A 25,259-nucleotide genomic window follows, 5' to 3' on the forward strand; every position below is an offset into this window, starting at 1 on the left:
TTTATTTCTATTTTGATTTGGAAGTCTCTTTAAAATTTGGTATAATGGAAGCATGTTGTATAGTCATAATGAAACAGAGCTTAAGGCTTATGGTGAGCAACTTGCAAAAAGTTTACAATCTGGTGATATTATCGTTTTGACAGGTGATTTAGGTGTGGGAAAAACCACACTAACCAAGGGATTGGCTAGAGGATTAGGTATTACCCAAATGGTGAAAAGCCCAACTTATACAATTGTCCGTCAGTACGAGGGCAGGTTGCCACTTTATCACTTGGATGTTTACCGCATTGGTAGTGATTCAGACTCCATTGACCTTGACGCTTTTTTATATAGTGATGGCGTGAGTGTCATTGAATGGGGAGAGCTGTTAGATGATGCGACTTTAGGTGATTATTTAGAGATTATCCTTGAGCGTAAAGAAGATGGGCGCACACTTCGTTTTAAAGCCCATGGTAAGCGTGCTCAAGCAATTATAGAAGATATAAATAGAAAAAAACTAAAGAAGTGATTTTTTAGATGTTTGTATGATGAGTAAAACAATTGAAAGTAAAAAGAAACAAAGATGAGTATCGGAAAAAAGATTTTAATAATGCTTGTCATGATTTTTGTGACAACCGTGATTGCTATAGGTGCATATGCTAGCTCTGCTTATTTTTTCTCAGCTAATGAGTTTTCAAAAACCTTTAAAAACTATAAAAATATCCAATCTGATAATACCTCCATCAAGGAAAATAAACCGATTTCAATTCTTCTTATGGGAGTGGATACAGGAACTTACGCTCGTACAGACACTTGGTCAGGAAATAGTGATACTATGATTGTAGCGACTATCAACCCCAAGACAAAAAAGACGACTATGACCAGTCTTGAGCGTGATATCTATGTCACTTTGACAGGTCCAGAAGACAATGACATGAATGGTGTTGCAGCGAAACTTAATGCCGCTTACGCTGCTGGTGGTGCTGAAATGGCGCTGATGACGGTTAATAAGCTTTTGAATATGAATATTGACTATTATATGCAGATAAATATGCAAGGTCTAGTGGATTTGGTCAATGCTGTTGGTGGTATTACCGTGACTAATAATTTTGATTTTCCTATCTCTATTGTTGAGAATGAACCAGATTACACAGCTACTGTAGATCCAGGAACACATAAAATCAACGGAGAACAGGCGCTTGTCTACGCACGTATGCGTTACGACGATCCAGAAGGGGACTATGGACGTCAAAAACGTCAACGTGAGGTTATCCAAAAAGTGATGAAGAAGATTCTGTCACTTAATAGTGTAACATCTTATCGTAAGATTTTAGCTGCTGTCAGTAATAATATGCAGACTAATATCGAAATTAACTCTAGTACAATTCCTAGTCTCTTAGGTTATTCGGCTGCCCTCTCTAATATTAAGTCTTATCAATTAAAAGGGGATGGTCAGGAAATAAATGGTACTTCTTATCAGATTGTCAATAGTGAGCACCTTCTTCAGATTCAAAATAACATTAAGGAAGCTCTTGGGCAAGAAACGTCTAAAACTTTAGAGACAACAGCCATCACTTATGAAGATTATTATGGTTTATCCTATTCATCTGATGTTGCAAATAATGGTTCTTATTATGGTGATGGGTATGGATCAGATGGGACGACCTATAATGATTATAACGATCAAAATAGTTATGGTAACTACGGTGCAACGTAAGCACCGTATTATAATGGAGGACAGTAAGAATACTCTGAGAATTTACTCAGAGTATTTTGTTTAATGTTGAGTGATTGTTTTGAGATGTTTTAGCCTCTTGTTGATTTCTGCTTTCTTTGGTGCAGTTTCTTGCTGGAAAAGATGCCATTTTTTCTGGCTATCTTGACTCAACTGCTTGATGAGTGCTGTTTGCTCTTTGATGATTTGGATATTCTTTTGGATATTCTTTAAAGTGTCAGAAGCTGTTCGGGTTTCTTCTTTGCTAAATTGACAAAGTGCTCGTATGCGGTAGCCTTTTTTATAAGTCAGATAAGTAGCAAGGCTAGCTGTTGCGACGAGTCCTAAGGTGAGGGCTTGATATTTTTTCATACTTTTATCTCCTTTTTGATGCTTTCAGCAAGCTTAGCTAGCACTTTAAAATCAGGCTCATGCTCTGTATAGTGAATGGCGAGTCCATCATTGCCACCATAGCGTGGGACAAGGTGGATGTGAGCGTGAAAGACTGTCTGTCCTGCTATTTCTTCGTTATTGGCGATAATATTCATACCAGAAGCATCGGTAGCCTTTTTAAGAGCACGAGCAATCCTAGGGACACGTGAAAAGACAGTGCTTGCAGCTTCTTCATCCATGTCAAGGACATTTCGAACATGTTGTTTTGGAATAACCAGTGTATGCCCTTTGGTGGTTTGAGAAATATCTAAAAAGGCGAGTACCTCATCATCTTCATACACTTTAGAAGAAGGAATGTCTCCAGAGACAATACGACAAAAAATACAATTATCCATAAAAATACCCTTTCTATTCGTCTTTTTGGTATAATACTGACTATAAGTATAACAAAGTTAGAGAGAAATCGCATGTTAAAACTCGAAAATGTTACGGGTGGATATGTTAATATTCCCGTTTTGAAAAATATCTCCTTTGAGGTTGCTGATGGTGAGCTGGTAGGTTTGATTGGATTGAATGGTGCTGGGAAATCAACAACGATTAAAGAAATTATCGGTTTGTTAACACCTTATCAGGGAAAGATTAGCATTGATGATGAAACAATTGAAACGAATCAGGCTAACTATCGTAAAAAGATTGGTTATATTCCTGAGACACCTCATTTGTATGAAGAATTGACGCTTCGTGAGCATATTGAGACGATTGCTATGGCTTATGATATTCCTGCCAGAGAGGCTCTAGAGCGTAGTGAGAAGTTGCTGACTCTTTTTCGTCTCAAGGATAAGCTTGATTGGTTTCCGACACATTTTTCAAAAGGGATGAAGCAAAAGGTTATGATTATTTGTGCCTTTATCATCAATCCCAGCTTGCTAATTGTAGATGAGCCTTTTTTAGGACTTGATCCGCTTGCTATTGTCGACTTGATAGCGCTTTTGGAGGACGAAAAAAAGAAAGGAACCTCTATTCTTATGAGTACGCACGTACTTGATTCTGCTGAAAGGATGTGTGATCGCTTTGTTATTTTGCATCATGGGGAAATTTTAGCAGATGGTTCGCTAGATGAGTTGCGTCAGCAATTTCACATGGAAAAAGCTAGTCTTAACGCTATTTATATGCTACTAACAAAAGAGGATTAGAATGAAAGAATTATTTGATAGTAGGCGACATTCCTTTATTAATCAGATGTTGAAATACTTGCGCTATGTCTTTAATGACCACTTTGTTCTAGTTTTAATGTTCCTTTTGGGATTTATTCTCATTCAGTACAGTCAATTCTTAACGCATTTTCCCAAAAACAGATATATAGTCTTTTTGGTACTGTTTGCGCTGATTTTGCTACTCCTTAGTTGGGGGAGGGTTGCGACTTACTTAGAGAGTGCCGATCAGCAGTTTTTGTTGCCAAAAGAAACGGAAGTTTTAGAGCAAATCAAACGTTCTAAAATGCGCTCTTTTGGTGTTTGGGTGGGTGTGCAGAGTATCGTTCTTATCATTTTAGCACCGATTTTTCTAAGATTAGGCTTCACAGTTTTTTCCTTCTTCCTTTTTCTTGTTGTTTTGGCTTTTGTCAAATGGTTCATTATTGATTATAAGGTTAAAAAATGGATACAAGATGGTAAATTAGACTGGAAAAGAGCGGTTTTTGATGAGGAGAGACGCAAACAATCTTTGTTGAAATTTTTTGCCTTGTTTACAACAGTCAAGGGGCTTTCAACTTCTGTCAAGCGTCGTCAATTTTTAGATGGTATTCTCAAGTTGTTTCAAAAGCAGAGGCTTTGGTTCAGCCTCTACGTGCGAGCGTTTTTGCGTAGCGGTGATTACTTTTCTCTTTTTGTGCGTCTCTTTGTGTTATCTTTATTGTCGTTACTATTTATCAGGAATCATTTTCTATCAGCCTCTCTTGCTTTGGTCTTTAACTATCTTTTGTTCTTTCAGCTTTTAGCACTTTATCGTCACTATGACTATCAATACCTGATTACTCTTTATCCAGTTGACAGGCAAGAAAAAAAACAGGATTTACAACAGTTTTTACGTAGGTTAGCTTATTTTATGACTGCTATTGAGTTGTTGATGACCTTTAATATTCAATCAGCGTTGTTAATTGTTATTGTGATGATTATCCTAGTGGAAGTCTATCTTTCTCATAAGATAGGGAAGATGATTGACTAAGTGCTTAAAAACAAGTAGAATGGTGATAGGAATCGAGTCGTTTAGAAAGGAGAATCCTGTGGCTAATTCAGAACAAGAGCTTACCCTGACTCCTTTACGTGGTCAAAGTGGTAAAGCCTATATTGGACAATACGCTAACGGAGAGCGTATCTTTGTCAAACTAAATACTACTCCGATTTTACCAGCACTTGCAAAAGAACAAATTGCACCACAGCTTTTGTGGGCAAGACGTACTGCTAGTGGTGATATGATGAGTGCACAAGAATGGTTGGATGGGCGAATTTTGACACGTGAGGATATGATGAGCAAACAAGTTATGCATATTTTAGTGCGCCTGCATAAATCTCGCCCTTTGGTTAATCAACTCTTACAGTTGGACTATAAGATTGAAAATCCTTATGATTTACTAGTATCTTGGGAGAAAAATGCAGCATTGCAAATTCGAGAAAATACCTATTTACAAAGTGTGGTTAAGGAGCTTCGTCGGAGTTTGCCGGAGTTTAACTCAGATATTGCAACGATTGTTCATGGTGATATTAAAAACAGCAACTGGATTATTACAACAAGTGGTCTTGTCTATCTTGTAGATTGGGACTCTGTTCGCTTGACCGATCGAATGTATGATGTTTCTTATTTACTCAGTCACTATATTCCTAGAAATCGTTGGCACGAATGGCTGAAAGGCTACGGTTATAAAGATAATGAGAAGGTACACCGTAAAATCAATTGGTTTGGGCAATTCTCTTATCTCAACCAGATAACCACAGGCTTTGATCAGCGTGATATGGATTATGTCAACCAAGAAATCTATGGTTTACGTAAATTTAGAGAAATGATGACAAAAGAAGATGCGAGTTAGACGACGTAAAGGTGCTGAGGAACACCTAGCTAATTACCCTCAATTTGTAGTCTCACATCCAGAAGGAGCCAAAGGACATTGGTGTGAGATTTTTGGAAATAATAATCCTATCCACATCGAAGTTGGTTCAGGAAAAGGAGCCTTTATTACGGGCATGGCACAGCAAAATCCTAATGTTAACTATATCGGGATTGATTTGCAACCTTCTGTTCTTAGCTATGCGCTTGATAAGGTTATTGCAAGCAAGTGCTCCAATGTTAAGTTATTATTGGTTGATGGATCTAGCTTGACCGATTATTTTGCCGATGGTGAAGTAGATTTGATGTATCTGAATTTCAGCGATCCTTGGCCTAAAAAACGCCATGAAAAACGTCGCTTGACCTATAAGAGTTTTCTTAAAACCTATCAGCAAATCTTGCCTGACAATGGTGAAATACATTTTAAGACAGACAATCGTGGTTTATTTGAGTACAGTCTTGCTAGCATGTCACAGTACGGTATGACCATTAAGCAAGTTTGGTTAGACTTGCATGCAAGCGCATTTGAAGGTAATGTCATGACAGAATACGAAGAAAAATTTTCAAATAAAGGTCAGGTCATCTACAGGGTTGAAGTTTGTTTCGATTCATGATATAATCAAAAGAGTCTGTGTCAGTCATAGACTCTTGTCTTATACGGAGAGGTCGCATAGAGGTCGAGTGCGCACGCTTGGAAAGCGTGTAGTCCTTAATGGGGGCTCGGGGGTTCGAATCCCCTCCTCTCCTTTGCGCCTAAGACTTGTTTTATAATCAGATTTATGGTACAATACTTGTAAAGTGGTATTAGAATAGGGAGGGGCGGAGTTGATGACTTCGCCTCTTATCTTGTACGAAAGATGTATCTAGTATTCATTTAATCAATGTCCTTGAAAGTTATTGTTCAGAGACAGAAAGTAAGGAGGGGATGAGTATCGCAACAGCAGATATTATTGCCATTGTTACAGAGACTGTGAGTCCAGTGATAAAAGCACCATTCGAGTTGGTGGATGTTGAGTATGGAAAGTTGGGTGGTGATTATGTATTAAGCATTTTGGTTGACAAGCCTGAGGGCATTACCGTTGAGGATACGGCAGATTTAACAGAGGTTATCAGTCCATTGCTCGATACTATAAAGCCCGATCCATTTCCAGATCAGTACATGTTAGAAATCTCCAGTCCAGGTTTGGAGCGTCCTTTAAAAACTAAAGAAAGTCTTAAAAATGCTGTCGGTTCTTATGTTAATATCAGTCTGTACCAGGCTATTGATAAAATCAAAGTGTTTGAAGGCAATTTAGTGTCTTTTGAAGGAGACGAAATTATACTTAACTATAAGGACAAGACACGTACAAAAACCGTTACGATTCCCTATCAAACGGTAGCTAAAGCTCGCTTAGCTGTTAAAATTTAAGAAAGGAAATTTCTTGTTAGACAAGAAAAAGACATTATGAGCAAAGAAATGCTAGAAGCCTTCCGTATTTTGGAAGAAGAAAAACACATCAATAAAGATGATATCATCGATGCTGTGACAGAGTCACTAAAAGCAGCTTACAAGCGTCGGTATGGACAGTCAGAGAGTTGTTCAATTGAGTTTGATGAAAAGACAGGAGATTTTAAAGTTTTTACTGTTCGTGAGGTTGTGGATGAAGTGTTTGATAGTCGTCTGGAAATCAGCTTAAAAGATGCTCTTAAGATTAGTTCAGCCTATGAGTTGGGAGATAAGATTCGCTTTGAAGAATCTGTCAATGAATTTGGGCGCGTCGCAGCACAGTCGGCTAAGCAAACTATTATGGAGAAAATGCGTCGTCAGATGCGGGAAATTACCTATAATGAGTACAAAGAACACGAAGGTGAAATTATGACAGGAACGGTTGAGCGTTTTGATCAGCGCTTTATCTATGTCAATCTCGGTTCGCTCGAGGCACAGCTCTCTCATCAGGATCAGATTGCTGGTGAGAGCTTTAAGTCTCATGATATGATAGATGTTTATGTCTACAAAGTTGAAAACAATCCCAAAGGGGTCAATGTTTTTGTTAGTCGAAGTCACCCAGAGTTTATCAAGCGTATTATGGAGCGTGAGATTCCAGAAGTTTTTGATGGAACGGTTGAGATTATGAGTGTGGCTCGTGAAGCTGGTGACCGTACAAAAGTTGCTGTTCGAAGTCATAATTCAAATGTAGATGCAATCGGAACAATTGTTGGACGTGGTGGAAGCAATATCAAAAAGGTTATCAGTCATTTTCATCCAAAACGTATAGATCAAAAGACAGGTGTCGAGATTCCTGTTGAAGAGAACATTGATGTTATTCAATGGGTAGAAGATCCTGCAGAATTTATTTACAATGCGATTGCTCCTGCTGAAGTGGATATGGTCTTGTTTGATGATGAAGATAGCAAACGGGCTACTGTTGTTGTTCCAGATAGTAAACTCTCTCTTGCAATCGGACGCCGTGGGCAAAATGTCCGCTTGGCAGCCCATTTAACAGGTTATCGTATTGACATCAAGTCTTCTAGTGAATATGAGAAGCTTGAGGCTGAAAAGTCTAGAACTACTGATGAAGTGATGTTTGAAACAAATGACAAACAAGACACTATCGTAGAATAAACATAGAATTGGGGGTGTTTCATGGCTAAAACAAGAAAAATACCTTTACGAAAATCAGTTGTGTCAGGAGATATTATTGATAAGCGTGACTTATTACGTATTGTCAAAAATAAATATGGTGAGGTGTTTATTGATCCAAGCGGGAAACAAAATGGTCGTGGAGCTTATATCAAATTAGATAACAGCGAAGCTGCTCTGGCTAAGCAAAATAAGGTCTTTAATCGCAGTTTTTCCATGGATATACCAGACAGTTTTTATGATGAATTGATTGCTTATGTCGATCATAAAGTAAAAAGAAGAGAGCTAGGTCTTGATTAACATCGAAAAATTGTGCAATCTAATTGGTTTAGCGCAACGTGCAGGGTGTCTTGTCTCTGGTGAAGATCAGGTAGTTAAGCTTATCCGAGCACAAAAAGCGCAACTTGTCTTTTTAGCTAGTGATGCTAAGAGCAATCTGACCAAAAAGATAACAGATAAAGGTAAATATTATCAAATAGAAGTCTCCACAGTGTTAACAACATTGCAATTAAGCGCTTCTGTTGGCAAGGCACGTAAGGTTCTTGCCATAACAGACGCTGGATTTTCAAAGAAAATGAGGACTCTTATGAACGAATAGAATAGGAGGACATAATTTGTCAAAGAAGAGATTATACGAAATCGCAAAAGAAATCGGCAAGTCTAGTAAAGAAGTTGTCGCTTATGCCCAATCGCTAGGGTTGACAGTAAAAAGCCACTCATCTAGTGTAGAAGAAAGTGACGCTAAACGTATCGTAGCAAATTTTTCAGCATCACAAAAGTCTGATAAGGTTTCACAAAAGATGAAAGAAAAAGAGGCGGTAACGACAAAGTCGGTTGAAGGTCAAGAAGTCTCTAAATCTGATAAGGACTCTCAATCACGGACGAATCAGACAAAACCGCGTAGTCGTAATTTTAAGGCGGAACGTGAGGCTAAGGCGCGTGAGCAAGAAACTCGCCGTCGAAATAAGCGCAAATCTAATGATCGCAAGGCTAATCAAGATGATCACCGTGAAAAGCGCAATCAGAAATCCAATCAAAAGCATCATGAACGTCCACAGAATAAACAAAATCGCTCCGCTAATAATCGACCATCTGATAATCGTGCAAGCAAGCAAGTATCTAATAGTCGGATTGATTTTAAGGCAAGAGCAAAAGCACTAAAAGCTGAGCAAAATGCGGAATATTCTCGTATGAGTGAAGAACGTTTCCGTAAGGAAAAAGAAGCAAATTATCGAAAAGAGCGAGAACTAGCGCAAAAAGCTAAAGCTAAAGATGAAGCAAAAGCGCAACAAGAAGAAGCATTAAAGACAAAATCAGCTCAATCGTCTACTAAAGTGAGTATTATTCAAGAAATACCTGCTAAAGAGGTGGTTGATACAAGACGTAGAAAACAAAATCGTCCAGATAAGAGTCGCAATTATAATCGTGACGATAACGAGGACGAACCAAAACAAAGTAAAAATAAGAGAAATTGGAACAATCAAAACCAAGTGAGAAATCAACGAAACAGTAACTGGAATCCTAAGAAAAATAAAAAAGGTAAAAATAGTCGAAATGCAGCACCAAAGCCAGTCACAGAGCGCAAATTTCATGAGTTACCAAAAGAATTTGAGTACACAGAAGGCATGACTGTTGCTGAAATCGCAAAGCGTATCAAACGTGAACCCGCTGAGATTGTCAAGAAACTCTTTATGATGGGTGTAATGGCGACACAAAACCAATCGCTAGATGGTGATACTATTGAACTTTTGATGGTAGATTATGGTATTGAAGCGCATGCTAAAGTGCAAGTTGACGAAGCTGATATTGAGCGTTTCTTTGTCGATGATGAATATCTTAACAAAGATAAGCTAGAAGAGCGTCCACCTGTTGTTACCATCATGGGTCATGTTGACCACGGTAAGACAACTCTTCTTGATACCCTTCGTAATTCTCGTGTGGCAACAGGAGAAGCTGGCGGTATTACACAGCATATCGGAGCTTATCAGATTAATGCAAATGGCAAGAAGATTACTTTTCTCGATACACCAGGACATGCTGCCTTTACAAGCATGCGTGCGCGTGGTGCATCTGTTACAGATATTACTATCTTGATTGTGGCTGCTGACGATGGTGTTATGCCACAAACTATTGAAGCTATTAACCATTCAAAAGCCGCAGGCGTTCCAATCATTGTCGCTATCAATAAAATTGATAAACCAGGTGCTAACCCTGATCGTGTTATCGGAGAATTGGCAGAACATGGAGTTATCTCAACATCTTGGGGTGGCGATAGTGAGTTTGTCGAAATCTCTGCTAAATTTGGACAAAATATTGATGAACTTTTAGAGACTGTTTTATTGGTTGCTGAGATGGAAGAACTTAAGGCAGATCCTACTGTTCGTGCAATAGGTACAGTCATTGAAGCACGCCTCGATAAAGGAAAAGGCGCTGTCGCAACTCTCCTTGTGCAACAAGGAACTTTGCATGTTCAAGACCCAATTGTTGTTGGTAATAGCTTTGGGCGTGTCCGTGCCATGGTCAATGATCTTGGGCGTCGCGTCAAAGTTGCAGAACCATCAACACCTGTTTCGATTACAGGGCTAAATGAAGCGCCTATGGCGGGTGATCATTTTGCAGTTTATGCTGATGAAAAGGCAGCTCGTGCAGCAGGTGAAGAGCGTGCTAAGCGTGCACTCCTCAAACAACGTCAAATGACCCATCGCGTTAGCCTTGAAAATCTCTTTGATACGCTTAAGGCAGGTGAAGTGAAATCGGTTAATGTTATCATCAAAGCAGATGTTCAAGGCTCTGTTGAAGCTCTAGCAGCCTCTCTTGTTAAGATTGATGTCGAGGGTGTTAAGGTCAATGTTGTTCATTCGGCTGTTGGCGCTATCAATGAATCAGACGTAACGCTTGCCGAAGCCTCTGATGCTGTCATTATTGGTTTTAACGTACGCCCAACAACACAAGCACGTCAACAAGCTGAAAGTGATGATGTTGAAATTCGTTTACACTCTATCATCTACAAGGTTATCGAAGAAGTCGAAGATGCTATGAAAGGTATGCTTGATCCGGAATTTGAAGAGAAAATTATCGGAGAAGCTATTGTTCGTGAGACTTTCAAAGTCTCTAAAGTGGGTACTATCGGAGGCTTTATAGTAACCAGTGGTAAGGTGACAAGAGATTCTAGTGTTCGTGTTATCCGTGATGGTGTCGTTATCTATGATGGTAAGTTAGCTAGCCTCAAACATTTCAAAGATGATGTTAAAGAAATTGGAAATGCCCAAGAGGGTGGTCTTATGATTGAAGGTTATAACGACATTAAGGTAGATGATGTGATTGAGGCTTATATCATGGAAGAAATTGAACGTCGCTGACCCTATCGTTAGTTTTCCTAGTTTTTAAAGATAGAGAGGATTATTATGTCAAATGCCTTTCGTGTAGATCGTGTCGGTATGGAGATCAAACGTGAAGTGAACGAAATTTTGCAAAAGAAAGTTCGTGATCCACGTGTGCAAAATGTCACGATAACAGATGTTCAGATGTTAGGAGATTTATCTATGGCTAAGGTGTTTTACACAGTTATGAGTGACTTAGCATCGGATAATGAAAAAGCTCACATCGGATTGGAAAAAGCAACAGGAACCATCAAACGTGAGCTTGGCAAAAATTTATCTATGTATAAGATTCCAGACTTAACCTTTATCAAGGATGAATCTATCGCTTATGGTAATAAAATTGATCAGATGTTGCGTGATTTGGAGAATAAAAGATAGAAATCATTTTAGGACGTAGGTGTTTTTGTTTAAGTTTTCTTTAAGAGGGTTTAACTATACTATAAATATCCTAAAACTTTTCTTTTTCATAAATCTCCTGAGAGAGTCCTAGTGTACTGGGACTCTCTCCTTTTGTATTGACAAAAAAGCAAATCACTTGATTTCAGGAGAGACTTAAGGTATACTAATCTCTGGTTATTTCATGTTTTAAAGGAGAGTAAGCATGTCGTTTATAACGATTTTTTTTGCAACATTAGTTGCTTTTGAGCATTTGTATATTATGTACTTGGAGACTTTTGCGACACAATCAGATGCGACGAGTCGTGTTTTTAGTACGGATAAGGAAGAACTGAGTCGTTCGTCTGTTGATAGTCTTTTTAAAAACCAAGGAGTTTACAATGGTCTAATTGGTATTTTCTTGTTGTATAGTCTTTGGATAGCACACAGTGTGGAGTTGGTAACAGCCTTTTTACTTTATGTGGTTATAGTTGCTATTTACGGTGCTTTGACTGTTGATAAAAAAATCCTTTTAAAGCAAGCAGGACTTGCTATTTTGGCACTGCTTAGTCTTTTATTATAAAAAACGAACCAATTGGTTCGTTTTTTTAACTTTAGCGAATAGTGATATCATCCTCCTTGCTTGTCACATTTAAGGAATTATCCTCTGAGTTGATGAGACGTTTTGTGATGTCTTGGGTATCTTCAGCGTTGTGGGTGATCGTGAGATGATAGTCATTGAGTGAAATATCAATACTGTCAGCAATAATCCTATTTTTTTGCTTGAAGGTTAGACCATTTCCCTCAAAGTCTCCATCTTTTATATTAATATTGGTACGAATTAAGGTGGATTGCTTCATATCTACAGTATTATCGCTAACGGTTATTTTACTATTTTTGAGAGTAATGTTTGTCATATTAAAAGAGCTCTGTGCGTTAATAGTGGTACTATTAAGATTTAAATTTTTGAGATTTAACTCACTATCATTTGTTGCTGTAATGCTTTTTAGTAGGCTATTTTGAGGTAAGGTGAGTGTGATAACACAATTAAAGCCCATTTGTTCTCTGATTAGGTCTAATAAACTACCTGAAATGTGTATGTTTTCACCTTTTAGTTGTCTAGTAATGTTTAGCTGATGGTTTTTAAATGTATAGTTTGTATCATAATATCCTGTTTGACGTCCTTTTATTTTTATATAAGTTAGCTTTGGTTTGGTGACATGACCAGATGTGATGACAAGGGAACAATCTCCAGATATATTAACAGAGTCAATCGTATCAAGTGTTTTAGTGTATTTGTGGCTAGTGGTTTTTACCTTGGTCTTGATACTGTCTAGCCCACCTGTATAATAGCCAAAGAGAGCAATGAAAACACCTAATAAACTAAAGATAAATGCGATGCTTAATATAATTTTTTTCATGCTTTTTCTCCTTTTTTAGTCAGTGTGTGAATGAGTAGTAGTAATCCATGTCCAAACCATTTGATGAACTGGTAGAAGATAAGACAAGCAAGCAGACTCCCTCCAATAGCAATCATTCCTATACCTAAGCTAAGACTAGCTGCTGATAAAGAAACTTGTTGCCAGAGTTGTATGGTATCAAATACGTAAAAGACACCTATAGAAAAGGAAGCTAGTAAGAGTCCAAAACCTGCTAGTATGATAGCAAAGAGAAAGAGGAAAGCTACTGCAAGAATAGCAAATAACGTAATAGCAAGAGGTAGTCCGATAGGTGCTATTAAGATGGCTAAAACAGCAATCCAAAGTTTTTGCTTGTAGGAGCGTGGTGTATCCTTACTAAGTGTTTCACCGAGTATGTTGTGAATAATCTCACTAGCTGCTTCTCTAGGCGTACCTAGCTCACGGATAACCTCTTCTTCCTTGTCTCTACCAGCTTCATCAAAATATTCGGTGAAATATTCCATTGCTTCCTTGTGGTCTGCTTCTTGAAGTCTGCACAAGTAATGATCCAATTCTGTCAGATATTCAGCTCTTTTCATGTCTTATACTCCCTTCAATGATACCTAAGATAGTTGCTGTGTAAGTCTGCCATTCTTTTTTGAGAAAGGCAACCTCCTCTTTACCTGTTTCTGTGATATGATAGTATTTACGCTTACGCCCTTGGTATTTTTGAGAATAAGTTGTGACAAAACTTGCCTTTTCTAGTTTCTTTAAAATGGGGTAGAGAATGGATTCTTTGATATTAGCGACTAGTTTAATCGTCTGACTGATTTCATAGCCATAAGAGTCTTGCTGTTCGATGATAGCTAGTACCATGAATTCAATTACAACGGATGATGTTGGAAAATGTTTCATAGTAATCTCCTTGTATAATATTTTAATATATTCGAAATAAATATATTGTAATAGACGAAAAGAAGAAAGTCAATACCTATTAGAAAATAATATATAAAAATTTTAGCTATTTTTTCTTTATCATTCTTCTATAAAGATAACCATTTTTCAATGATGTAAGACTTTATTAGAGTGGTGTTCGTATGGATGTAAAAATTGTCTTAGGGTTGTTATCAAGTAAGACGTCAGGTCTCGATAATGAGGTGCATGCTCTGGATTGTCTTCAAAAAGTGGCAAGTCTATTGCCAAAAGAACGCTTATATTTATCTCGCTAATGTATTTTTGCCTCTTGTGAGAGTAGTCATGAACTGTCTATTGACCAGCAATAGTGAAAGGTCAGACTATTTATAAAGCGGTTTTAGGGATAAAAAAACAAGCTTATAAGGAGCTTGCTTTTTTACTGTTAATCAGTCGATTATGGTTAGTGACTTTTTTAGACGAATGGAATAAAGTTTAGTTTTTTTAGAGTAGGTGGCACTTGTTCAGATAGTTTTTGGCAATGGTTATTGCGGACTTTCCCTTGACAGCGACAGTATAGTTCATCTCTTGCATATCTTTTTCAGAAATTTTACCTGCTAGTGTATTGAGGGCTTTTACAACCTGAGGGTATTGTTTAGCGGTATGTTCTGTCATGAGAGGTGCCCCTTGATAGGGTGGAAAGAGTTGTTTATCATCTTTTAGTGTGGTTAGGTTGTACTTTATTAATTCGCTATCTGTTGAGTAGGCGTCAATTATCTGCACTGCATTAGTAGTGATTGCTTGGTACCTGAGAGAAGGCTCCATAGTAGAGACAGTAAGGTCTAAGTTGTAGCGATTTTGAAGTCCTAAATTCCCATCTTCACGGTCATTAAATTCTAATGTAAAGCCTGCTTTTGCACTGTTTTCTACCTTTTTTAGGTCAGAAATAGCATGCAAGCCATGTTCTTTGGCGTAGTTTTTTTGGACTGCTATTGCATAAGTATTTTGATAAGCCATTGGCTTAAGGAGTGTTAGTTTATCTTGCTTTAAAATTCCCATCTTTGCAGCTTGATAGACAGCGTTGGGGTCGTTTGAGACTTGGGGTGGTTCTTTGAGTAGACTTGAGGTAATGGTTCCTGTAAATTCAGGATAGATGTCGATATCCCCAGATTTTAAAGCTTCATAGAGAAAAGAGGTCTTGCCAAAGTTGGGTTTGAGGACAACGTGGATGTTTGTCTTATCCTCAATGAGGAGTTTATACATGCTGATGAGAATGTCGGGTTCAACGCCTAGTTTCCCAGCAATAACAAGTGTTTCTTGTTTTTCTTTTGGTAGCCATCTTGGTGTATAAGACATTCCCAAACCTACAACCATAATAAGAAGTGATAGAAGAATCGTTTTTGGCTTTGCTTTTTCTAAAATACCAATGATAAGGTTAAATAATAGAGCTAGTAAAGCAGATGAGATAGCACCGATAAGAATGAGTGAAGGGCTGTTGCGGTCGATTCCCAATAGGATAAAAGAGCCAAGTCCTCCTGCACCGACAAGGCTAGCAAGGGTCGCTGTTCCTATGGTAATAACTGCTGAGGTGCGTACACCTGAGATGATGATAGGAAGGCTAAGCACTAGTTCAAACTTTTTGAGGCGCTCCCAGCGTGTCATTCCAAAAGCTGTAGCAGCCTCAATCAGATTGGGGTCAATGTGTTGATTAGCAGTGATGGTGTTTTGCAAAATGGGAAAAAGAGCATAGAGGATAAGTGCAACAGTTGCAGGCCGTGTTCCGATTCCCATAAAAGGGATAAATAATCCCAGTAAAGCAAGAGAAGGAATGGTTTGAAAGATTCCTGTGATGTTTAGGATAAACTTACTTAGGTGCTTGTAGTGACTGAGGATAATACCCAGTGGAATGGCTATCAGCATAGCAAGAAGTAAACTCAATAGGGAGATTTGCAAATGTTCTAGTAGGCTAATTGTCCATTCATTAAAACGCTCTGTAAAAGTTGAAATGAGTGCTGTCATACTAATTCTCCGTATTAAAAAGACTGGCTACAAAATCATTTTGAGGGTTTTCTTTGATAGCTTGAGGTGTATCCACTTGGATAACTTTACCTTGATTGATGATACAAATGCGATCAGCTAATTGCAAAGCCTCTTTCATATCATGGGTGACAAAGACAAGTGTCATGCCAATCTCTTTTTGTAGGCTCTTTGTCAACTCTTGCAATTGCCTGCGTGAGATAGGGTCAAGCGCTGAAAAAGGCTCATCCATCAAAAGCAGTTTAGGCTTGGCAATAATGGCACGTAAAATACCAATACGTTGTTGCTCGCCACCAGACAACTCTCTTGGGTAGCGGTGACGGTATATGTTGGGCTCAAGCCCCACTCTTTGGAGCAGAGCATCGCTAGCTTCTCTACGTTGACTAGCTTCCCACCCTTTCATCTCTGGGATAAGCTCGATGTTTTCTGCAACGGTGAGATTTGGAAAGAGAGCGATTTGTTGCAATACATAGCCTGTCTCAAGACGTAATTGCCTGAGCTTGAGGGTATTGATAGCAACACCGTATCGCATGATACTGCCAGATGTTGGTTCAATCAGACGATTAAGCATTTTTAGCAGTGTTGTTTTGCCACTGCCACTAGGACCTACCAGTACAAAAAATTCTCCCTGCTTGATGTTAAATGTTATATCGGATAAAACGGTTTTCTCTCCATATTGTTGATTGACGTGTGAAAAGTGAATCATGACTGTCCCTTTCTATTTATTTTTTCTATGATTTTTTAAAGAAGACATAAAAATGCTGATTTAGTAGTGTTTTATTGAGAACAAACATATAATACTTAATAGAATGATTCAAATCAAGGTAAAATGAGATAAAAAAGTTTTGATGTTATCAGTAGGTTTAAGGTTTCTTTAAGGAAGGATAGTTATATTATAAATATCCTAAAACTTTTCTTTTTCATAAATCTCCTGAAAGATTCTCAGTGCACTGGGAATCTTTCGTTTTATTTTAGATATTAAAAAGCCCATTGTTAAGGGCTTTTTAACTTGTGACATGCTTTTTGAGCCATTTATCTGTCCCAAAAAAGATGAGGCTAGCTATCATTATAAAAATGATAAGAGGTGGAAAAATGCGGTTTGTAACTTTAATTTGTAAGAAAGGACTGAAATAATAAGCTGATAAGACAAAACCTAAAAAGGACCAAGAAAAGAGGAGTAAACTACGCCAGAAGTTAAGAGGCAGACTTGCTCTAAGGACAGAAAGTAGCGTTACAAGTCCTAGTATGTAGTAGGATAGTGCAGATTGTTCTGGTAAACTCCAACTACCATAATGCCCTGCAATGCGACTAAATAAGAGTCCAACTGTGATGAGTAATCCACTTGGGATAGCCTTGAGAACAGATAGTTGTAAGAAATCTTTTTCGACGAGTTTGTTGTTTTTTTCAAAGCTGAGTAGAAATGGTGGTAAACCCTCCATGAATTGATCAACTATAGTCACCTGTAGAGGGGTAAAGGGAAAAATCAGCACATCACTAAATAAAGGACTGATAAGGCAGAGGAGTGCTAAAGTAAAGGAATAAACTGTCTTTACGAGAAAAATCGGAGCGACACGTGCGATATTATTGACGACACGGCGACCTTCAAATAAAATCTCAGGGACATCGTTAAAATCTGAATCTAAAAGTACAAGATTTGCTACTTGGCGTGTGGCAGGATCACCTTCTGCCATGGCAATGGAACAATCTGCTTCGCGAAGGGCGAGGATGTCATTGACTCCATCTCCTGTCATGGCAACGGTGTGTTCTTGCTCTTTTAACTCACGAATAATTTGACGTTTTTGCTCAGGTGAGACACGCCCAAAGATAGTTGTTTCAGGAATTTTGGCAGATAAATCAGTCTCTGACAGAGTAGAGCAGTCAATATAGGACTGATAGTTATCAAAACCTGCTTTTTTAGCGATATTGGAAACTGTGATAGGATTGTCTCCAGAAATAATACGTAAATCAACATCTTGGCTTTTGAGGTAGTCAAGAGTAGAAGTCACTCCTTTTCGAATAGGATCAGAAATCATCAAGAGACCGAGTGGCACCAAGTCAGATGCAGGAGATTTACTTTTTGTTTGTAATGGTTTTTGACTAAGGCAGAGAACCAGTGTCCTTGCTCCTTGCTCTTGTGCTTCAAGTAGAGCTTTTGGGTGCGTATTTATCAAAAGATCTGGGGCTCCCAGATAGAGTGATCCGATGTTTGCAAAAGAAATAGCTCCCCATTTTCTTTGGCTGGAGAAGGGAATAGAGGAGATGATGTTGTTGTATTTTGTATCTTTGCCATAGACCTGTCGGATAGCACGAGCAGTTGGATTGTTGTCCTCACTTGCTGTGATGTAGGTGGATAAGTAGTCTTCGAAGAGTTCTAGCGACGTGTCATTTAGAGGGGTGACACGCTCCAGACGCATTTTTCCTTCTGTAATAGTACCTGTCTTGTCAAGACATAGTGTATCAACATGAGCTAAAGTTTCAACGGAATACATCTCTTGCACAAGCACTCTCTTTCGTCCAAGTTTGATGACTGCTGTGAGTAGAGCTGTGATTGTCAAGAGGGCAATGCCTTTTGGGAGCATGCCTAAAAGAGGTGTTGAAGTGTAGATGACAGCGATCTTAGTAGGAAGGTAGCGGAGATAGAGAGCTTCTAGGAGTAGTCCAATTCCAAAAGGAATGATGATTTTTCCTGTAAAGGAAGCCACACGATCCAAAGATTGGATAATACGAGACCCACCAGACTTGTCCTTTTTAGCTTCAATCATGAGTTTACTTGCATAATTGTCATCACCGACCTTTTGGACAATAGCCTGAATGTGTCCACTAATAAGAAAGCTCCCAGCGAGGATTTCGTTATCTACTGTCTTGGGCACTAGATCACTTTCTCCTGTTAGCATAGCCTCGTTGAGTTCGGCAAATCCGCTAACCACTTTGGCATCACTTGGTACTTGATCACCTGTCGATAGGACGATTAAGTCACCGAGTACGAGCTGTTTCGGAGATAGTTTTTCTGTTTGAGCATTTCGTATGACTGTCACTTGATCCTGACTGATGAGGTTTAGTCGATCAATCATTCGCTTGGCACGTATTTCCACGAGAATGCCAGAGAAAGCATTGATGATGATGACACTAAAAAAGATAGTCTCTGACCAAGCTTTAACCGCAAGTAAGGCAATGACGATAAAGAGATTTAAAAGATTAAACAATGTAAAGACGTTGCGTTTAATAATAAGCCAGTAGGTATTTTGTCTTTGTTTTGACATTTGATTGATATGTCCAGCAGCCTTTTGAACCTCGACTTCAGCTGTTGAGAGACCTTCTTTTGACCATGAATTTTTCATACTATTATTATAACACAAGACAATAAAAAAGCTAGAACTAGGAGTGCTTTATCCGTAGTCTAACTCTTAGAAAGCTATTTTAAATGTTGTGTAGGCGCCAAGCTATTTTGGACATTATATTTTTTTTGCATGTAATAGCGCAAACCAAAGGAAGCAAGTGAGATGGTAAAGAGCGCCCAATACGGAAGGTTACTATTGAGGCTAGCAGGGATGAAGGAGTTGATGACTGTGATAAGGGCAATCCAAACAAATATAGTTAGAGCAATCATTGCAGTAGACTTTATCCATCCTGGTCGCTCTTCTTTGGGTTTACCAAGATGACGGTAGACAAAGTGGTAAGTTGCATACATAGCACCCCCACCACCAAAGCCGACTGATAGGATAGAAAAGATACCGGAGTTTGAGGTTTTGGAATTAAAGAGAATCAGTAAGCCATTGATAAGGGCTATGATACCGATAAAAAGAAGTGAAGTGTCTAGCCACATGAGCCAAGGATTGGTATTTTTACGCGACTCTTGCTGTTTTTGATTCTCCTTTGGAGTAAAGCTACTTGCCCAAACTGTCGGTGCTCCTAAAAAGTTTCTAGCTGGGATGCCTTTTTCTTGATGTTCGAGGATACTTGGCACGATATCATCACAGATAGCATCAATTTCTTCTTTGGTTTTCCCATCTTGTGTGAGTTGCTTGACTGCGATGTGGATAAATTCTTGATTTTTTTTCGTGAGTTGAGAGAAGCGTTCTGTATTCATAGGAACTCCTTAAGATTTATAGTATTTAGAACCACTTTTTGCGGATAAAATAGGCCACAACCATCAGACTAAGTCCAGCCGCAATCAAAGCTACATACCAAAAGGCATAGGGCTTATCATTGAGTGGCAACCAGTTGTTTTGAAAGTTCATACCATAAGCGGAAAAGATAACGGTAGGAATGTCCAGCGCCATAGTCATCAGGGCTAGGGTTTTCATGATAGTGTTTTGGTTGTTTGAGATGATAGCCGCAGAGGTTTCAGTCATGGCATTCAAGACATTTTCATAAATGGATGCCATCTCAATCGCTTGCTGAGTCTCAATCAAAGTGTCTTCAAGCAAATCTTCATCTTCAATATACTTTTTCAGACTACTAGCATTGCCAGAAAGTTTTTTGACGATACGCTCGTTCATCTTGAGGGATGCTTTTAGGTAAACGATGGATTTTTCCAACTCCATCATATCAATCAGTTGTTCATTGCGTGTGGCATTTTCCATTTCAGCTTCTAGCTTGTCGCTTTGTCTGTCTATGGAACGCAGAGCGGTCAGGTAAAGTTCAGCATTGCGATAGAGAATTTGAAAAACAAAACGCGTTTTCATAAAAGTATAGAAATTGCGGACACGGTGGTTGAAGAAATGATCAAATAAGGTCAGTTTTTCAATACAAGTTGTAATCACAGCATTGTCAGTGACAATAATACCTAAAGGAATAGTGACATAGTAACTTTTATTGCTACGCTCTTCATAGGTTGGTACGTCTACAATAATTAGAGTATAGTCGTCCTCAACAGCGATACGAGAGGTTTCTTCAACGTCAAGAGGAGCTCTGACATCAGCAATATCAATCCCAAAGCGTTCAGCCACTTGAGCTGATTCTTCCTGCGAGGGGTTCACTAGATTAATCCAAGCGCCAGGCTCGAAGGTATCAATTTTAGTGAAATCTAGTGCGGTTGATAAAAACAGCTGCTTCATAGCGTCCCCCTTTAACCTTTTTTGCATACAAAGACTATTATACTAAAAAGTCGTTCGTTTGGGAACTGCTTTTTAGATGTCTTTTTAGTAAAAGTAGAAGACGTCATTAGGTTAAGACTGCATAGTGTTGGAGTGAGGAAGCTTTGGTAGATTTAACAAGTCATTGTCAGATTTTGCTAGTACTTTTTTAGCACCTTTTTGTTATAATAAAAAGGATAGTAGCAAAAGGTGAAAAGGAAAAATCATGCAAGATAAATTAGTCATTCATGGGGCACGAGCCCACAATTTAAAAAATATTGATGTTGAAATTCCACGAGACAAATTAGTCGTTGTGACAGGTTTGTCTGGTTCGGGAAAATCAAGCCTTGCTTTTGATACGATTTATGCCGAAGGGCAAAGACGCTACGTTGAGAGTTTGTCGGCTTATGCTAGACAGTTCTTGGGAAATATGGAAAAACCAGATGTAGATAGTATCGATGGTCTCTCTCCAGCTATTTCCATTGATCAAAAAACAACGAGCAAAAACCCACGTTCAACGGTTGGAACTGTTACAGAAATCAATGACTATCTGCGCCTTCTCTATGCTAGAATAGGTGTGCCTTATTGTCCAAATGGTCACGGTGCTATTACAGCCTCGTCTGTGGAGCAGATTGTAGATAAGGTTTTGGAGTTGCCTGAGCGTACACGGATGCAAATTCTGGCGCCAGTGGTACGTCGGAAAAAGGGACAACACAAAACGACTTTTGATAAAATTCAATGTGATGGTTATGTGCGGGTGCGTGTAGATGGAGAGATTTACGATATTTCAGAAGTACCTGAGCTATCAAAAAGTAAGCTACATACTATTGAAATTGTCGTTGATCGTCTCGTCAATAAAGATGGCATTCGTAGCCGTCTCTTTGACTCCATTGAGTCATCTTTGCATTTGTCAGATGGTTATGTCATTATTGATACGATGGATGGAAATGAGCTGCTTTTTTCAGAGCATTATTCTTGCCCAGTGTGTGGTTTTACTGTCCCAGAACTTGAGCCTCGCCTCTTTTCTTTCAATGCACCTTTTGGTTCCTGTCCGACCTGTGACGGACTTGGCAATCGTTTAGAGGTGGATCTTGACATGATTGTTCCTGATGAGACTAAGACGTTACGTGAAGGAGCGCTTGCTCCATGGAATCCTATCTCTTCTAACTATTATCCAACCATGCTTGAGCAAGCTATGGCGACTTTTGGTGTGGACATGGATACTTCCTATAAAGACCTGAGTGATGAGGAAAAAGGCCTCATTCTCTATGGTTCTGGAGGACGTGAGTTTCATTTTCATTATGTCAATGATTTTGGCGGTGAGCGTAACATTGATATTCCTTTTGAGGGAGTGGTCACGAATGTCAATCGGCGCTATCACGAGACTAATAGCGATTTCACACGCAATGTCATGCGCGGTTATATGAATGAATTGCCCTGTACGGTTTGTCGTGGCTATCGTCTGAATGAACAAGCTCTCAGTGTGCGCATCGGAGGAGTCGATGGACTAAATATTGGACAGCTCTCTGAACTCTCTATTGTTGATCATCTTGAGTTCATCACTCAGCTCAAACTGAGTGATAATGAAAAAACGATTGCGAGCCCTATTATCAAAGAAATCAAAGATCGTTTAACTTTTTTGAACAACGTGGGGCTCAACTATCTCACTTTATCTCGTAGTGCAGGAACCCTATCTGGTGGTGAGAGCCAGCGTATTCGCCTTGCAACACAGATTGGGTCAAACCTATCAGGTGTGCTTTATGTTCTTGATGAACCTTCCATTGGACTTCATCAGAGAGATAACGATCGTCTAATCACAAGTCTCAAGAAAATGCGTGATCTTGGAAACACCTTGATTGTTGTTGAACATGACGAGGATACTATGATGCAGGCAGATTGGTTGATTGATGTGGGACCTGGTGCGGGAGCCTTTGGTGGTGAGATTGTTGCATCAGGCACACCCAAGCAGGTGGCTCGTAACAGGAAATCGATTACAGGGCAATACTTATCTGGTAAAAAAGTCATTCCAGTTCCAGATGAGCGTCGTAGTGGTAATGGCAAATACATCACTATCAAGGGAGCTGAGGAAAATAATCTTAAAAAACTTGATGTCACATTTCCCTTAGGTAGATTTATAGCAGTGACTGGTGTATCTGGGTCAGGGAAGTCAACGCTAGTGAACGGTATTCTCAAAAAAGCAGTAGCACAAAAGCTCAACCGCAATTCTGATAAGCCTGGCAAATACAAGTCTATCTTTGGAATTGAGCATATTGAGCGTTTGATTGATATTGATCAAAGTCCGATAGGACGAACCCCACGATCCAATCCTGCTACCTATACAGGAGTATTTGATGATATTCGTGATCTCTTTGCCCAGACCAATGAAGCCAAAATACGTGGCTACAAAAAAGGGCGTTTTTCCTTTAACGTCAAAGGTGGACGCTGTGAAGCTTGCTCAGGAGATGGGATTATTAAGATTGAAATGCACTTTTTACCAGATGTTTATGTACCTTGCGAGGTCTGTCATGGAACACGTTACAACAGTGAAACGCTTGAAGTCCATTACAGAGAGAAAAATATCGCTCAAGTCCTTGATATGACCGTCAATGATGCAGTGGAATTTTTTAGTGCGATTCCAAAGATTGCAAGAAAACTTCAAACCATCAAAGATGTGGGGCTTGGTTATGTGACCTTGGGGCAATCAGCGACGACTCTATCAGGTGGTGAGGCGCAACGCATGAAGCTAGCTAGTGAACTCCACAAGCGTTCAACAGGTAAGAGTCTCTATATCCTTGATGAGCCAACAACTGGATTGCATACAGATGATATTGCTCGTCTCTTAACAGTTTTAGAGCGCTTTGTTGATGATGGCAACACAGTGCTTGTCATCGAACATAATCTAGATGTGATTAAGAGTGCGGACTATCTTATCGATCTTGGACCAGAAGGTGGTGTCGGTGGAGGGACTATTGTTGCTACGGGGACACCAGAAGAGGTGGCAAAAAATCTTGATAGTTATACAGGACAATATTTGAAAGAAAAATTACAAAAGTAAAAGAAAATCAAAAAATCGGATTTTTTACTTTATGAAATCTCAATTGCTTGGAAAGTCAAAAAAGACTAATACTGTTAGTTTTTTTTGATTAGCCTTTAGCCCTATTTCATGCTACAATAGAGCTATATGAGCACATCTAAGGAGGTATTGAGATGGTATTTGAGCAACGTGTGGGTAAGTTAGTAAAATCTCTTTCAGAAGCTGGTTGTGATGGTCTTTTAGTAACCAATCTAGCTAATATCTATTATTTGACAGGCTTTCATGGGACATCTGGTGTAGTTTTTATCAGTTCTAAACACCGCTTGTTTGTGACCGATGCCAGATATAGTTTGGTGGCAAAAGAAGTCATCTCTGGTTTTGATATTATTGAGTCGCGAGATGCTTTTGTGGAGATTGAAAAGCGGATTAAAGGAGATAAGATTGAAACACTTGGTTTTGATAGCGAAATCAGCTATAGCCTCTATCAGAGATTATCACAAATATTTAAAGACCATGTCCTAAAGGCGACAAATAATATTATTGAGACTCTACGCATGGTGAAAGATCATCACGAAATAGCTATCATCAAAAAAGCTTGTCAGATTTCAGATCAGGCCTTTCTTGATGTTCTTGATTTCATCAAACCCAATGTTACGACAGAACTAGAAGTTGCAAATTTCCTTGATTTTCGTATGCGTGAATTAGGAGCTTCAGGTCCTTCATTTGAGTTTATTGTTGCTTCTGGCGAGCGCTCAAGTATGCCTCACGGAGTTGCTAGCCATAAGGTTATTGGAAATAATGAGATGTTGACGTTGGATTTTGGCTGTTACTATCAACACTATGTCAGTGATATGACACGTACGATTCATATAGGATCAGCTAGTGATGAGGAAAAATATATCTATGATACAGTCCTTACAAGCAATCAAGCCTTACTAGATGCTGCTAGGAAGGGGATGACCTACCGTGACTATGATAAAGTCGCTCGTCAAGTGATTGATGAAGCAGGCTACGGTGATTACTTTACGCACGGTATTGGACACGGCATTGGCTTAGACATTCATGAGATACCTTACTTTGGGAAATCTGATAAAACCTTGCAAATTGGCATGACTTTGACAGATGAGCCGGGTATCTATATTGATGGAAAGTACGGTGTACGTATTGAGGATGATTTAGTTGTGACAGAAAATGGCTGTGAAGTTTTAACTTTAGCACCAAAAGAGTTACTCATCATCTAG

Annotated in this window: 25 protein-coding genes, 1 tRNA gene and 1 pseudogene; 17 read left to right on the forward strand and 10 right to left on the reverse strand. The window is 39.0% G+C overall.

Translation table 11 applies throughout. The annotated features are described in order from the left end of the window. The first annotated feature begins 52 nt into the window (after nt 1-52). Together tsaE and lytR are read left to right on the forward strand one after the other, a co-directional pair. The gene (tsaE, locus tag NXS10_RS04280; protein WP_259138039.1) at nt 53-508 is read left to right on the forward strand and encodes a tRNA (adenosine(37)-N6)-threonylcarbamoyltransferase complex ATPase subunit type 1 TsaE; all 456 of its coding nucleotides are present in this window, start codon (nt 53-55) and stop codon (nt 506-508) included. Between the two features lie 54 nt (nt 509-562). After that, nucleotides 563-1,696, forward strand: a complete 1,134-nt coding sequence (gene lytR, locus NXS10_RS04285; RefSeq protein WP_259138043.1) for a glycopolymer--peptidoglycan transferase LytR — start codon at nt 563-565, stop codon at nt 1,694-1,696. A gap of 60 nt (nt 1,697-1,756) precedes the next feature. Here the strand turns inward: lytR and NXS10_RS04290 are convergent, their stop codons facing one another. Continuing rightward, nucleotides 1,757-2,065 carry a hypothetical protein gene (locus tag NXS10_RS04290; protein WP_259138045.1) on the reverse strand — a complete coding sequence of 103 codons (309 nt, stop codon included), beginning with the start codon at nt 2,063-2,065 and terminating at the stop codon, nt 1,757-1,759. Then, nucleotides 2,062-2,481: an HIT family protein gene (locus NXS10_RS04295; RefSeq protein ID WP_259138047.1), complete on the reverse strand. Its 420-nt coding sequence runs from the start codon at nt 2,479-2,481 to the stop codon at nt 2,062-2,064. Before NXS10_RS04295 ends, NXS10_RS04290 begins: the two co-directional genes overlap by 4 nt. Nucleotides 2,482-2,553: 72 nt before the next feature. Here NXS10_RS04295 and NXS10_RS04300 point away from each other — a divergent pair, with 72 nt between their 5' ends. The 12 genes from NXS10_RS04300 to NXS10_RS04355 all read left to right on the forward strand — a co-directional run bounded on the left by NXS10_RS04300 (nt 2,554) and on the right by NXS10_RS04355 (nt 12,143). Then, nucleotides 2,554-3,279 (forward strand): ABC transporter ATP-binding protein, encoded by a 726-nt coding sequence (locus NXS10_RS04300; RefSeq protein ID WP_259138050.1) that lies wholly within the window; start codon nt 2,554-2,556, stop codon nt 3,277-3,279. A gap of 1 nt (nt 3,280) precedes the next feature. After that, nucleotides 3,281-4,309, forward strand: coding sequence for an ABC transporter permease (locus tag NXS10_RS04305; RefSeq protein WP_259138052.1), 1,029 nt, complete (start codon nt 3,281-3,283; stop codon nt 4,307-4,309). Between the two features lie 58 nt (nt 4,310-4,367). Continuing rightward, nucleotides 4,368-5,168: a cell cycle regulator CcrZ gene (gene ccrZ, locus NXS10_RS04310; RefSeq protein ID WP_259138054.1), complete on the forward strand. Its 801-nt coding sequence runs from the start codon at nt 4,368-4,370 to the stop codon at nt 5,166-5,168. Next, entirely contained in the window at nt 5,158-5,799 is a 642-nt protein-coding gene (trmB, locus tag NXS10_RS04315; protein WP_259138055.1) for a tRNA (guanosine(46)-N7)-methyltransferase TrmB, read from the forward strand. The genes ccrZ and trmB overlap by 11 nt, the downstream gene beginning before the upstream one ends. Nucleotides 5,800-5,844: 45 nt before the next feature. Further along, nucleotides 5,845-5,932: transfer RNA gene (locus tag NXS10_RS04320), tRNA-Ser, on the forward strand. A gap of 178 nt (nt 5,933-6,110) precedes the next feature. Continuing rightward, nucleotides 6,111-6,593, forward strand: coding sequence for a ribosome maturation factor RimP (gene rimP / locus NXS10_RS04325; RefSeq protein ID WP_259138056.1), 483 nt, complete (start codon nt 6,111-6,113; stop codon nt 6,591-6,593). A gap of 36 nt (nt 6,594-6,629) precedes the next feature. Beyond that, the gene (gene nusA, locus NXS10_RS04330; protein WP_259138057.1) at nt 6,630-7,787 is read left to right on the forward strand and encodes a transcription termination factor NusA; all 1,158 of its coding nucleotides are present in this window, start codon (nt 6,630-6,632) and stop codon (nt 7,785-7,787) included. 21 nt (nt 7,788-7,808) lie between these two features. Beyond that, a complete protein-coding gene (gene rnpM / locus NXS10_RS04335; protein WP_259138058.1) occupies nt 7,809-8,105 on the forward strand; it encodes an RNase P modulator RnpM in 297 nt (98 codons plus the stop codon). After that, nucleotides 8,101-8,403, forward strand: a complete 303-nt coding sequence (locus NXS10_RS04340; protein WP_373318026.1) for a YlxQ-related RNA-binding protein — start codon at nt 8,101-8,103, stop codon at nt 8,401-8,403. The genes rnpM and NXS10_RS04340 overlap by 5 nt, the downstream gene beginning before the upstream one ends. A gap of 16 nt (nt 8,404-8,419) precedes the next feature. Next, on the forward strand, nt 8,420-11,164 hold the full coding sequence (infB, locus tag NXS10_RS04345) for a translation initiation factor IF-2 (protein WP_259138061.1): 2,745 nt from the start codon (nt 8,420-8,422) through the stop codon (nt 11,162-11,164). 45 nt (nt 11,165-11,209) lie between these two features. Next, a complete protein-coding gene (gene rbfA / locus NXS10_RS04350) occupies nt 11,210-11,563 on the forward strand; it encodes a 30S ribosome-binding factor RbfA (RefSeq protein WP_259138063.1) in 354 nt (117 codons plus the stop codon). Nucleotides 11,564-11,786: 223 nt separating this feature from the next. Beyond that, on the forward strand, nt 11,787-12,143 hold the full coding sequence (locus NXS10_RS04355; protein ID WP_259138065.1) for a DUF1304 domain-containing protein: 357 nt from the start codon (nt 11,787-11,789) through the stop codon (nt 12,141-12,143). Between the two features lie 31 nt (nt 12,144-12,174). Here NXS10_RS04355 and NXS10_RS04360 read toward each other — a convergent pair whose 3' ends face one another. Genes NXS10_RS04360 through NXS10_RS04370 form a run of 3 tightly spaced genes read right to left on the reverse strand, consistent with a single transcriptional unit; the run spans nt 12,175 to nt 13,875 of the window. Continuing rightward, complete coding sequence (locus tag NXS10_RS04360; RefSeq protein ID WP_259138067.1) at nt 12,175-12,981, reverse strand: DUF4097 family beta strand repeat-containing protein; 807 nt, start codon at nt 12,979-12,981, stop codon at nt 12,175-12,177. Next, complete coding sequence (locus NXS10_RS04365; RefSeq protein ID WP_259138068.1) at nt 12,978-13,559, reverse strand: DUF1700 domain-containing protein; 582 nt, start codon at nt 13,557-13,559, stop codon at nt 12,978-12,980. The genes NXS10_RS04360 and NXS10_RS04365 overlap by 4 nt, the downstream gene beginning before the upstream one ends. After that, the gene (locus NXS10_RS04370; RefSeq protein ID WP_259138072.1) at nt 13,546-13,875 is read right to left on the reverse strand and encodes a PadR family transcriptional regulator; all 330 of its coding nucleotides are present in this window, start codon (nt 13,873-13,875) and stop codon (nt 13,546-13,548) included. Before NXS10_RS04370 ends, NXS10_RS04365 begins: the two co-directional genes overlap by 14 nt. A gap of 185 nt (nt 13,876-14,060) precedes the next feature. Between NXS10_RS04370 and NXS10_RS04375 the strand changes: the two are divergent. Next, nucleotides 14,061-14,186, forward strand: a pseudogene (locus tag NXS10_RS04375) (5-methyltetrahydropteroyltriglutamate--homocysteine methyltransferase); the annotation flags it as partial. Between the two features lie 190 nt (nt 14,187-14,376). On the opposite strand, the gene NXS10_RS04380 reads toward NXS10_RS04375, so the two are convergent. The 5 genes from NXS10_RS04380 to NXS10_RS04400 form a co-directional block, all read right to left on the reverse strand. After that, on the reverse strand, nt 14,377-15,891 hold the full coding sequence (locus NXS10_RS04380) for an ABC transporter permease/substrate-binding protein (protein ID WP_259138076.1): 1,515 nt from the start codon (nt 15,889-15,891) through the stop codon (nt 14,377-14,379). Between the two features lies 1 nt (nt 15,892). Beyond that, complete coding sequence (locus NXS10_RS04385; RefSeq protein ID WP_259138078.1) at nt 15,893-16,615, reverse strand: ATP-binding cassette domain-containing protein; 723 nt, start codon at nt 16,613-16,615, stop codon at nt 15,893-15,895. Between the two features lie 298 nt (nt 16,616-16,913). Then, nucleotides 16,914-19,247 carry an HAD-IC family P-type ATPase gene (locus NXS10_RS04390; RefSeq protein WP_259138080.1) on the reverse strand — a complete coding sequence of 778 codons (2,334 nt, stop codon included), beginning with the start codon at nt 19,245-19,247 and terminating at the stop codon, nt 16,914-16,916. Between the two features lie 74 nt (nt 19,248-19,321). Then, the gene (locus tag NXS10_RS04395) at nt 19,322-19,996 is read right to left on the reverse strand and encodes a DUF1129 domain-containing protein (RefSeq protein WP_259138082.1); all 675 of its coding nucleotides are present in this window, start codon (nt 19,994-19,996) and stop codon (nt 19,322-19,324) included. Between the two features lie 25 nt (nt 19,997-20,021). Next, nucleotides 20,022-20,966: a magnesium transporter CorA family protein gene (locus NXS10_RS04400; protein WP_259138084.1), complete on the reverse strand. Its 945-nt coding sequence runs from the start codon at nt 20,964-20,966 to the stop codon at nt 20,022-20,024. Between the two features lie 244 nt (nt 20,967-21,210). Between NXS10_RS04400 and uvrA the strand changes: the two genes are divergently transcribed. Together uvrA and NXS10_RS04410 are read left to right on the forward strand one after the other, a co-directional pair. Then, nucleotides 21,211-24,039, forward strand: coding sequence for an excinuclease ABC subunit UvrA (gene uvrA / locus NXS10_RS04405; RefSeq protein ID WP_259138086.1), 2,829 nt, complete (start codon nt 21,211-21,213; stop codon nt 24,037-24,039). A 152-nt stretch (nt 24,040-24,191) separates the two neighbouring features. Continuing rightward, on the forward strand, nt 24,192-25,259 hold the full coding sequence (locus tag NXS10_RS04410; protein ID WP_259138088.1) for a M24 family metallopeptidase: 1,068 nt from the start codon (nt 24,192-24,194) through the stop codon (nt 25,257-25,259).

The sequence above is a fragment of the Streptococcus sciuri genome (assembly GCF_024814375.1).
GTDB lineage: Bacteria > Bacillota > Bacilli > Lactobacillales > Streptococcaceae > Streptococcus > Streptococcus sciuri.

What these genes read in the sequence shown, in the direction of transcription:
- tsaE (WP_259138039.1), top strand. Translation starts at nt 53, where the DNA reads ATGTTGTATAGTCATAATGAAACAGAGCTTAAGGCTTATGGTGAGCAA.
- lytR (WP_259138043.1), top strand. Translation starts at nt 563, where the DNA reads ATGAGTATCGGAAAAAAGATTTTAATAATGCTTGTCATGATTTTTGTG.
- NXS10_RS04290 (WP_259138045.1), bottom strand. Translation starts at nt 2,065, where the DNA reads ATGAAAAAATATCAAGCCCTCACCTTAGGACTCGTCGCAACAGCTAGC.
- NXS10_RS04295 (WP_259138047.1), bottom strand. Translation starts at nt 2,481, where the DNA reads ATGGATAATTGTATTTTTTGTCGTATTGTCTCTGGAGACATTCCTTCT.
- NXS10_RS04300 (WP_259138050.1), top strand. Translation starts at nt 2,554, where the DNA reads ATGTTAAAACTCGAAAATGTTACGGGTGGATATGTTAATATTCCCGTT.
- NXS10_RS04305 (WP_259138052.1), top strand. Translation starts at nt 3,281, where the DNA reads ATGAAAGAATTATTTGATAGTAGGCGACATTCCTTTATTAATCAGATG.
- trmB (WP_259138055.1), top strand. Translation starts at nt 5,158, where the DNA reads ATGCGAGTTAGACGACGTAAAGGTGCTGAGGAACACCTAGCTAATTAC.
- rimP (WP_259138056.1), top strand. Translation starts at nt 6,111, where the DNA reads ATGAGTATCGCAACAGCAGATATTATTGCCATTGTTACAGAGACTGTG.
- nusA (WP_259138057.1), top strand. Translation starts at nt 6,630, where the DNA reads ATGAGCAAAGAAATGCTAGAAGCCTTCCGTATTTTGGAAGAAGAAAAA.
- rnpM (WP_259138058.1), top strand. Translation starts at nt 7,809, where the DNA reads ATGGCTAAAACAAGAAAAATACCTTTACGAAAATCAGTTGTGTCAGGA.
- rbfA (WP_259138063.1), top strand. Translation starts at nt 11,210, where the DNA reads ATGTCAAATGCCTTTCGTGTAGATCGTGTCGGTATGGAGATCAAACGT.
- NXS10_RS04355 (WP_259138065.1), top strand. Translation starts at nt 11,787, where the DNA reads ATGTCGTTTATAACGATTTTTTTTGCAACATTAGTTGCTTTTGAGCAT.
- NXS10_RS04360 (WP_259138067.1), bottom strand. Translation starts at nt 12,981, where the DNA reads ATGAAAAAAATTATATTAAGCATCGCATTTATCTTTAGTTTATTAGGT.
- NXS10_RS04365 (WP_259138068.1), bottom strand. Translation starts at nt 13,559, where the DNA reads ATGAAAAGAGCTGAATATCTGACAGAATTGGATCATTACTTGTGCAGA.
- NXS10_RS04370 (WP_259138072.1), bottom strand. Translation starts at nt 13,875, where the DNA reads ATGAAACATTTTCCAACATCATCCGTTGTAATTGAATTCATGGTACTA.
- NXS10_RS04380 (WP_259138076.1), bottom strand. Translation starts at nt 15,891, where the DNA reads ATGACAGCACTCATTTCAACTTTTACAGAGCGTTTTAATGAATGGACA.
- NXS10_RS04385 (WP_259138078.1), bottom strand. Translation starts at nt 16,615, where the DNA reads ATGATTCACTTTTCACACGTCAATCAACAATATGGAGAGAAAACCGTT.
- NXS10_RS04390 (WP_259138080.1), bottom strand. Translation starts at nt 19,247, where the DNA reads ATGAAAAATTCATGGTCAAAAGAAGGTCTCTCAACAGCTGAAGTCGAG.
- NXS10_RS04395 (WP_259138082.1), bottom strand. Translation starts at nt 19,996, where the DNA reads ATGAATACAGAACGCTTCTCTCAACTCACGAAAAAAAATCAAGAATTT.
- NXS10_RS04400 (WP_259138084.1), bottom strand. Translation starts at nt 20,966, where the DNA reads ATGAAGCAGCTGTTTTTATCAACCGCACTAGATTTCACTAAAATTGAT.
- uvrA (WP_259138086.1), top strand. Translation starts at nt 21,211, where the DNA reads ATGCAAGATAAATTAGTCATTCATGGGGCACGAGCCCACAATTTAAAA.
- NXS10_RS04410 (WP_259138088.1), top strand. Translation starts at nt 24,192, where the DNA reads ATGGTATTTGAGCAACGTGTGGGTAAGTTAGTAAAATCTCTTTCAGAA.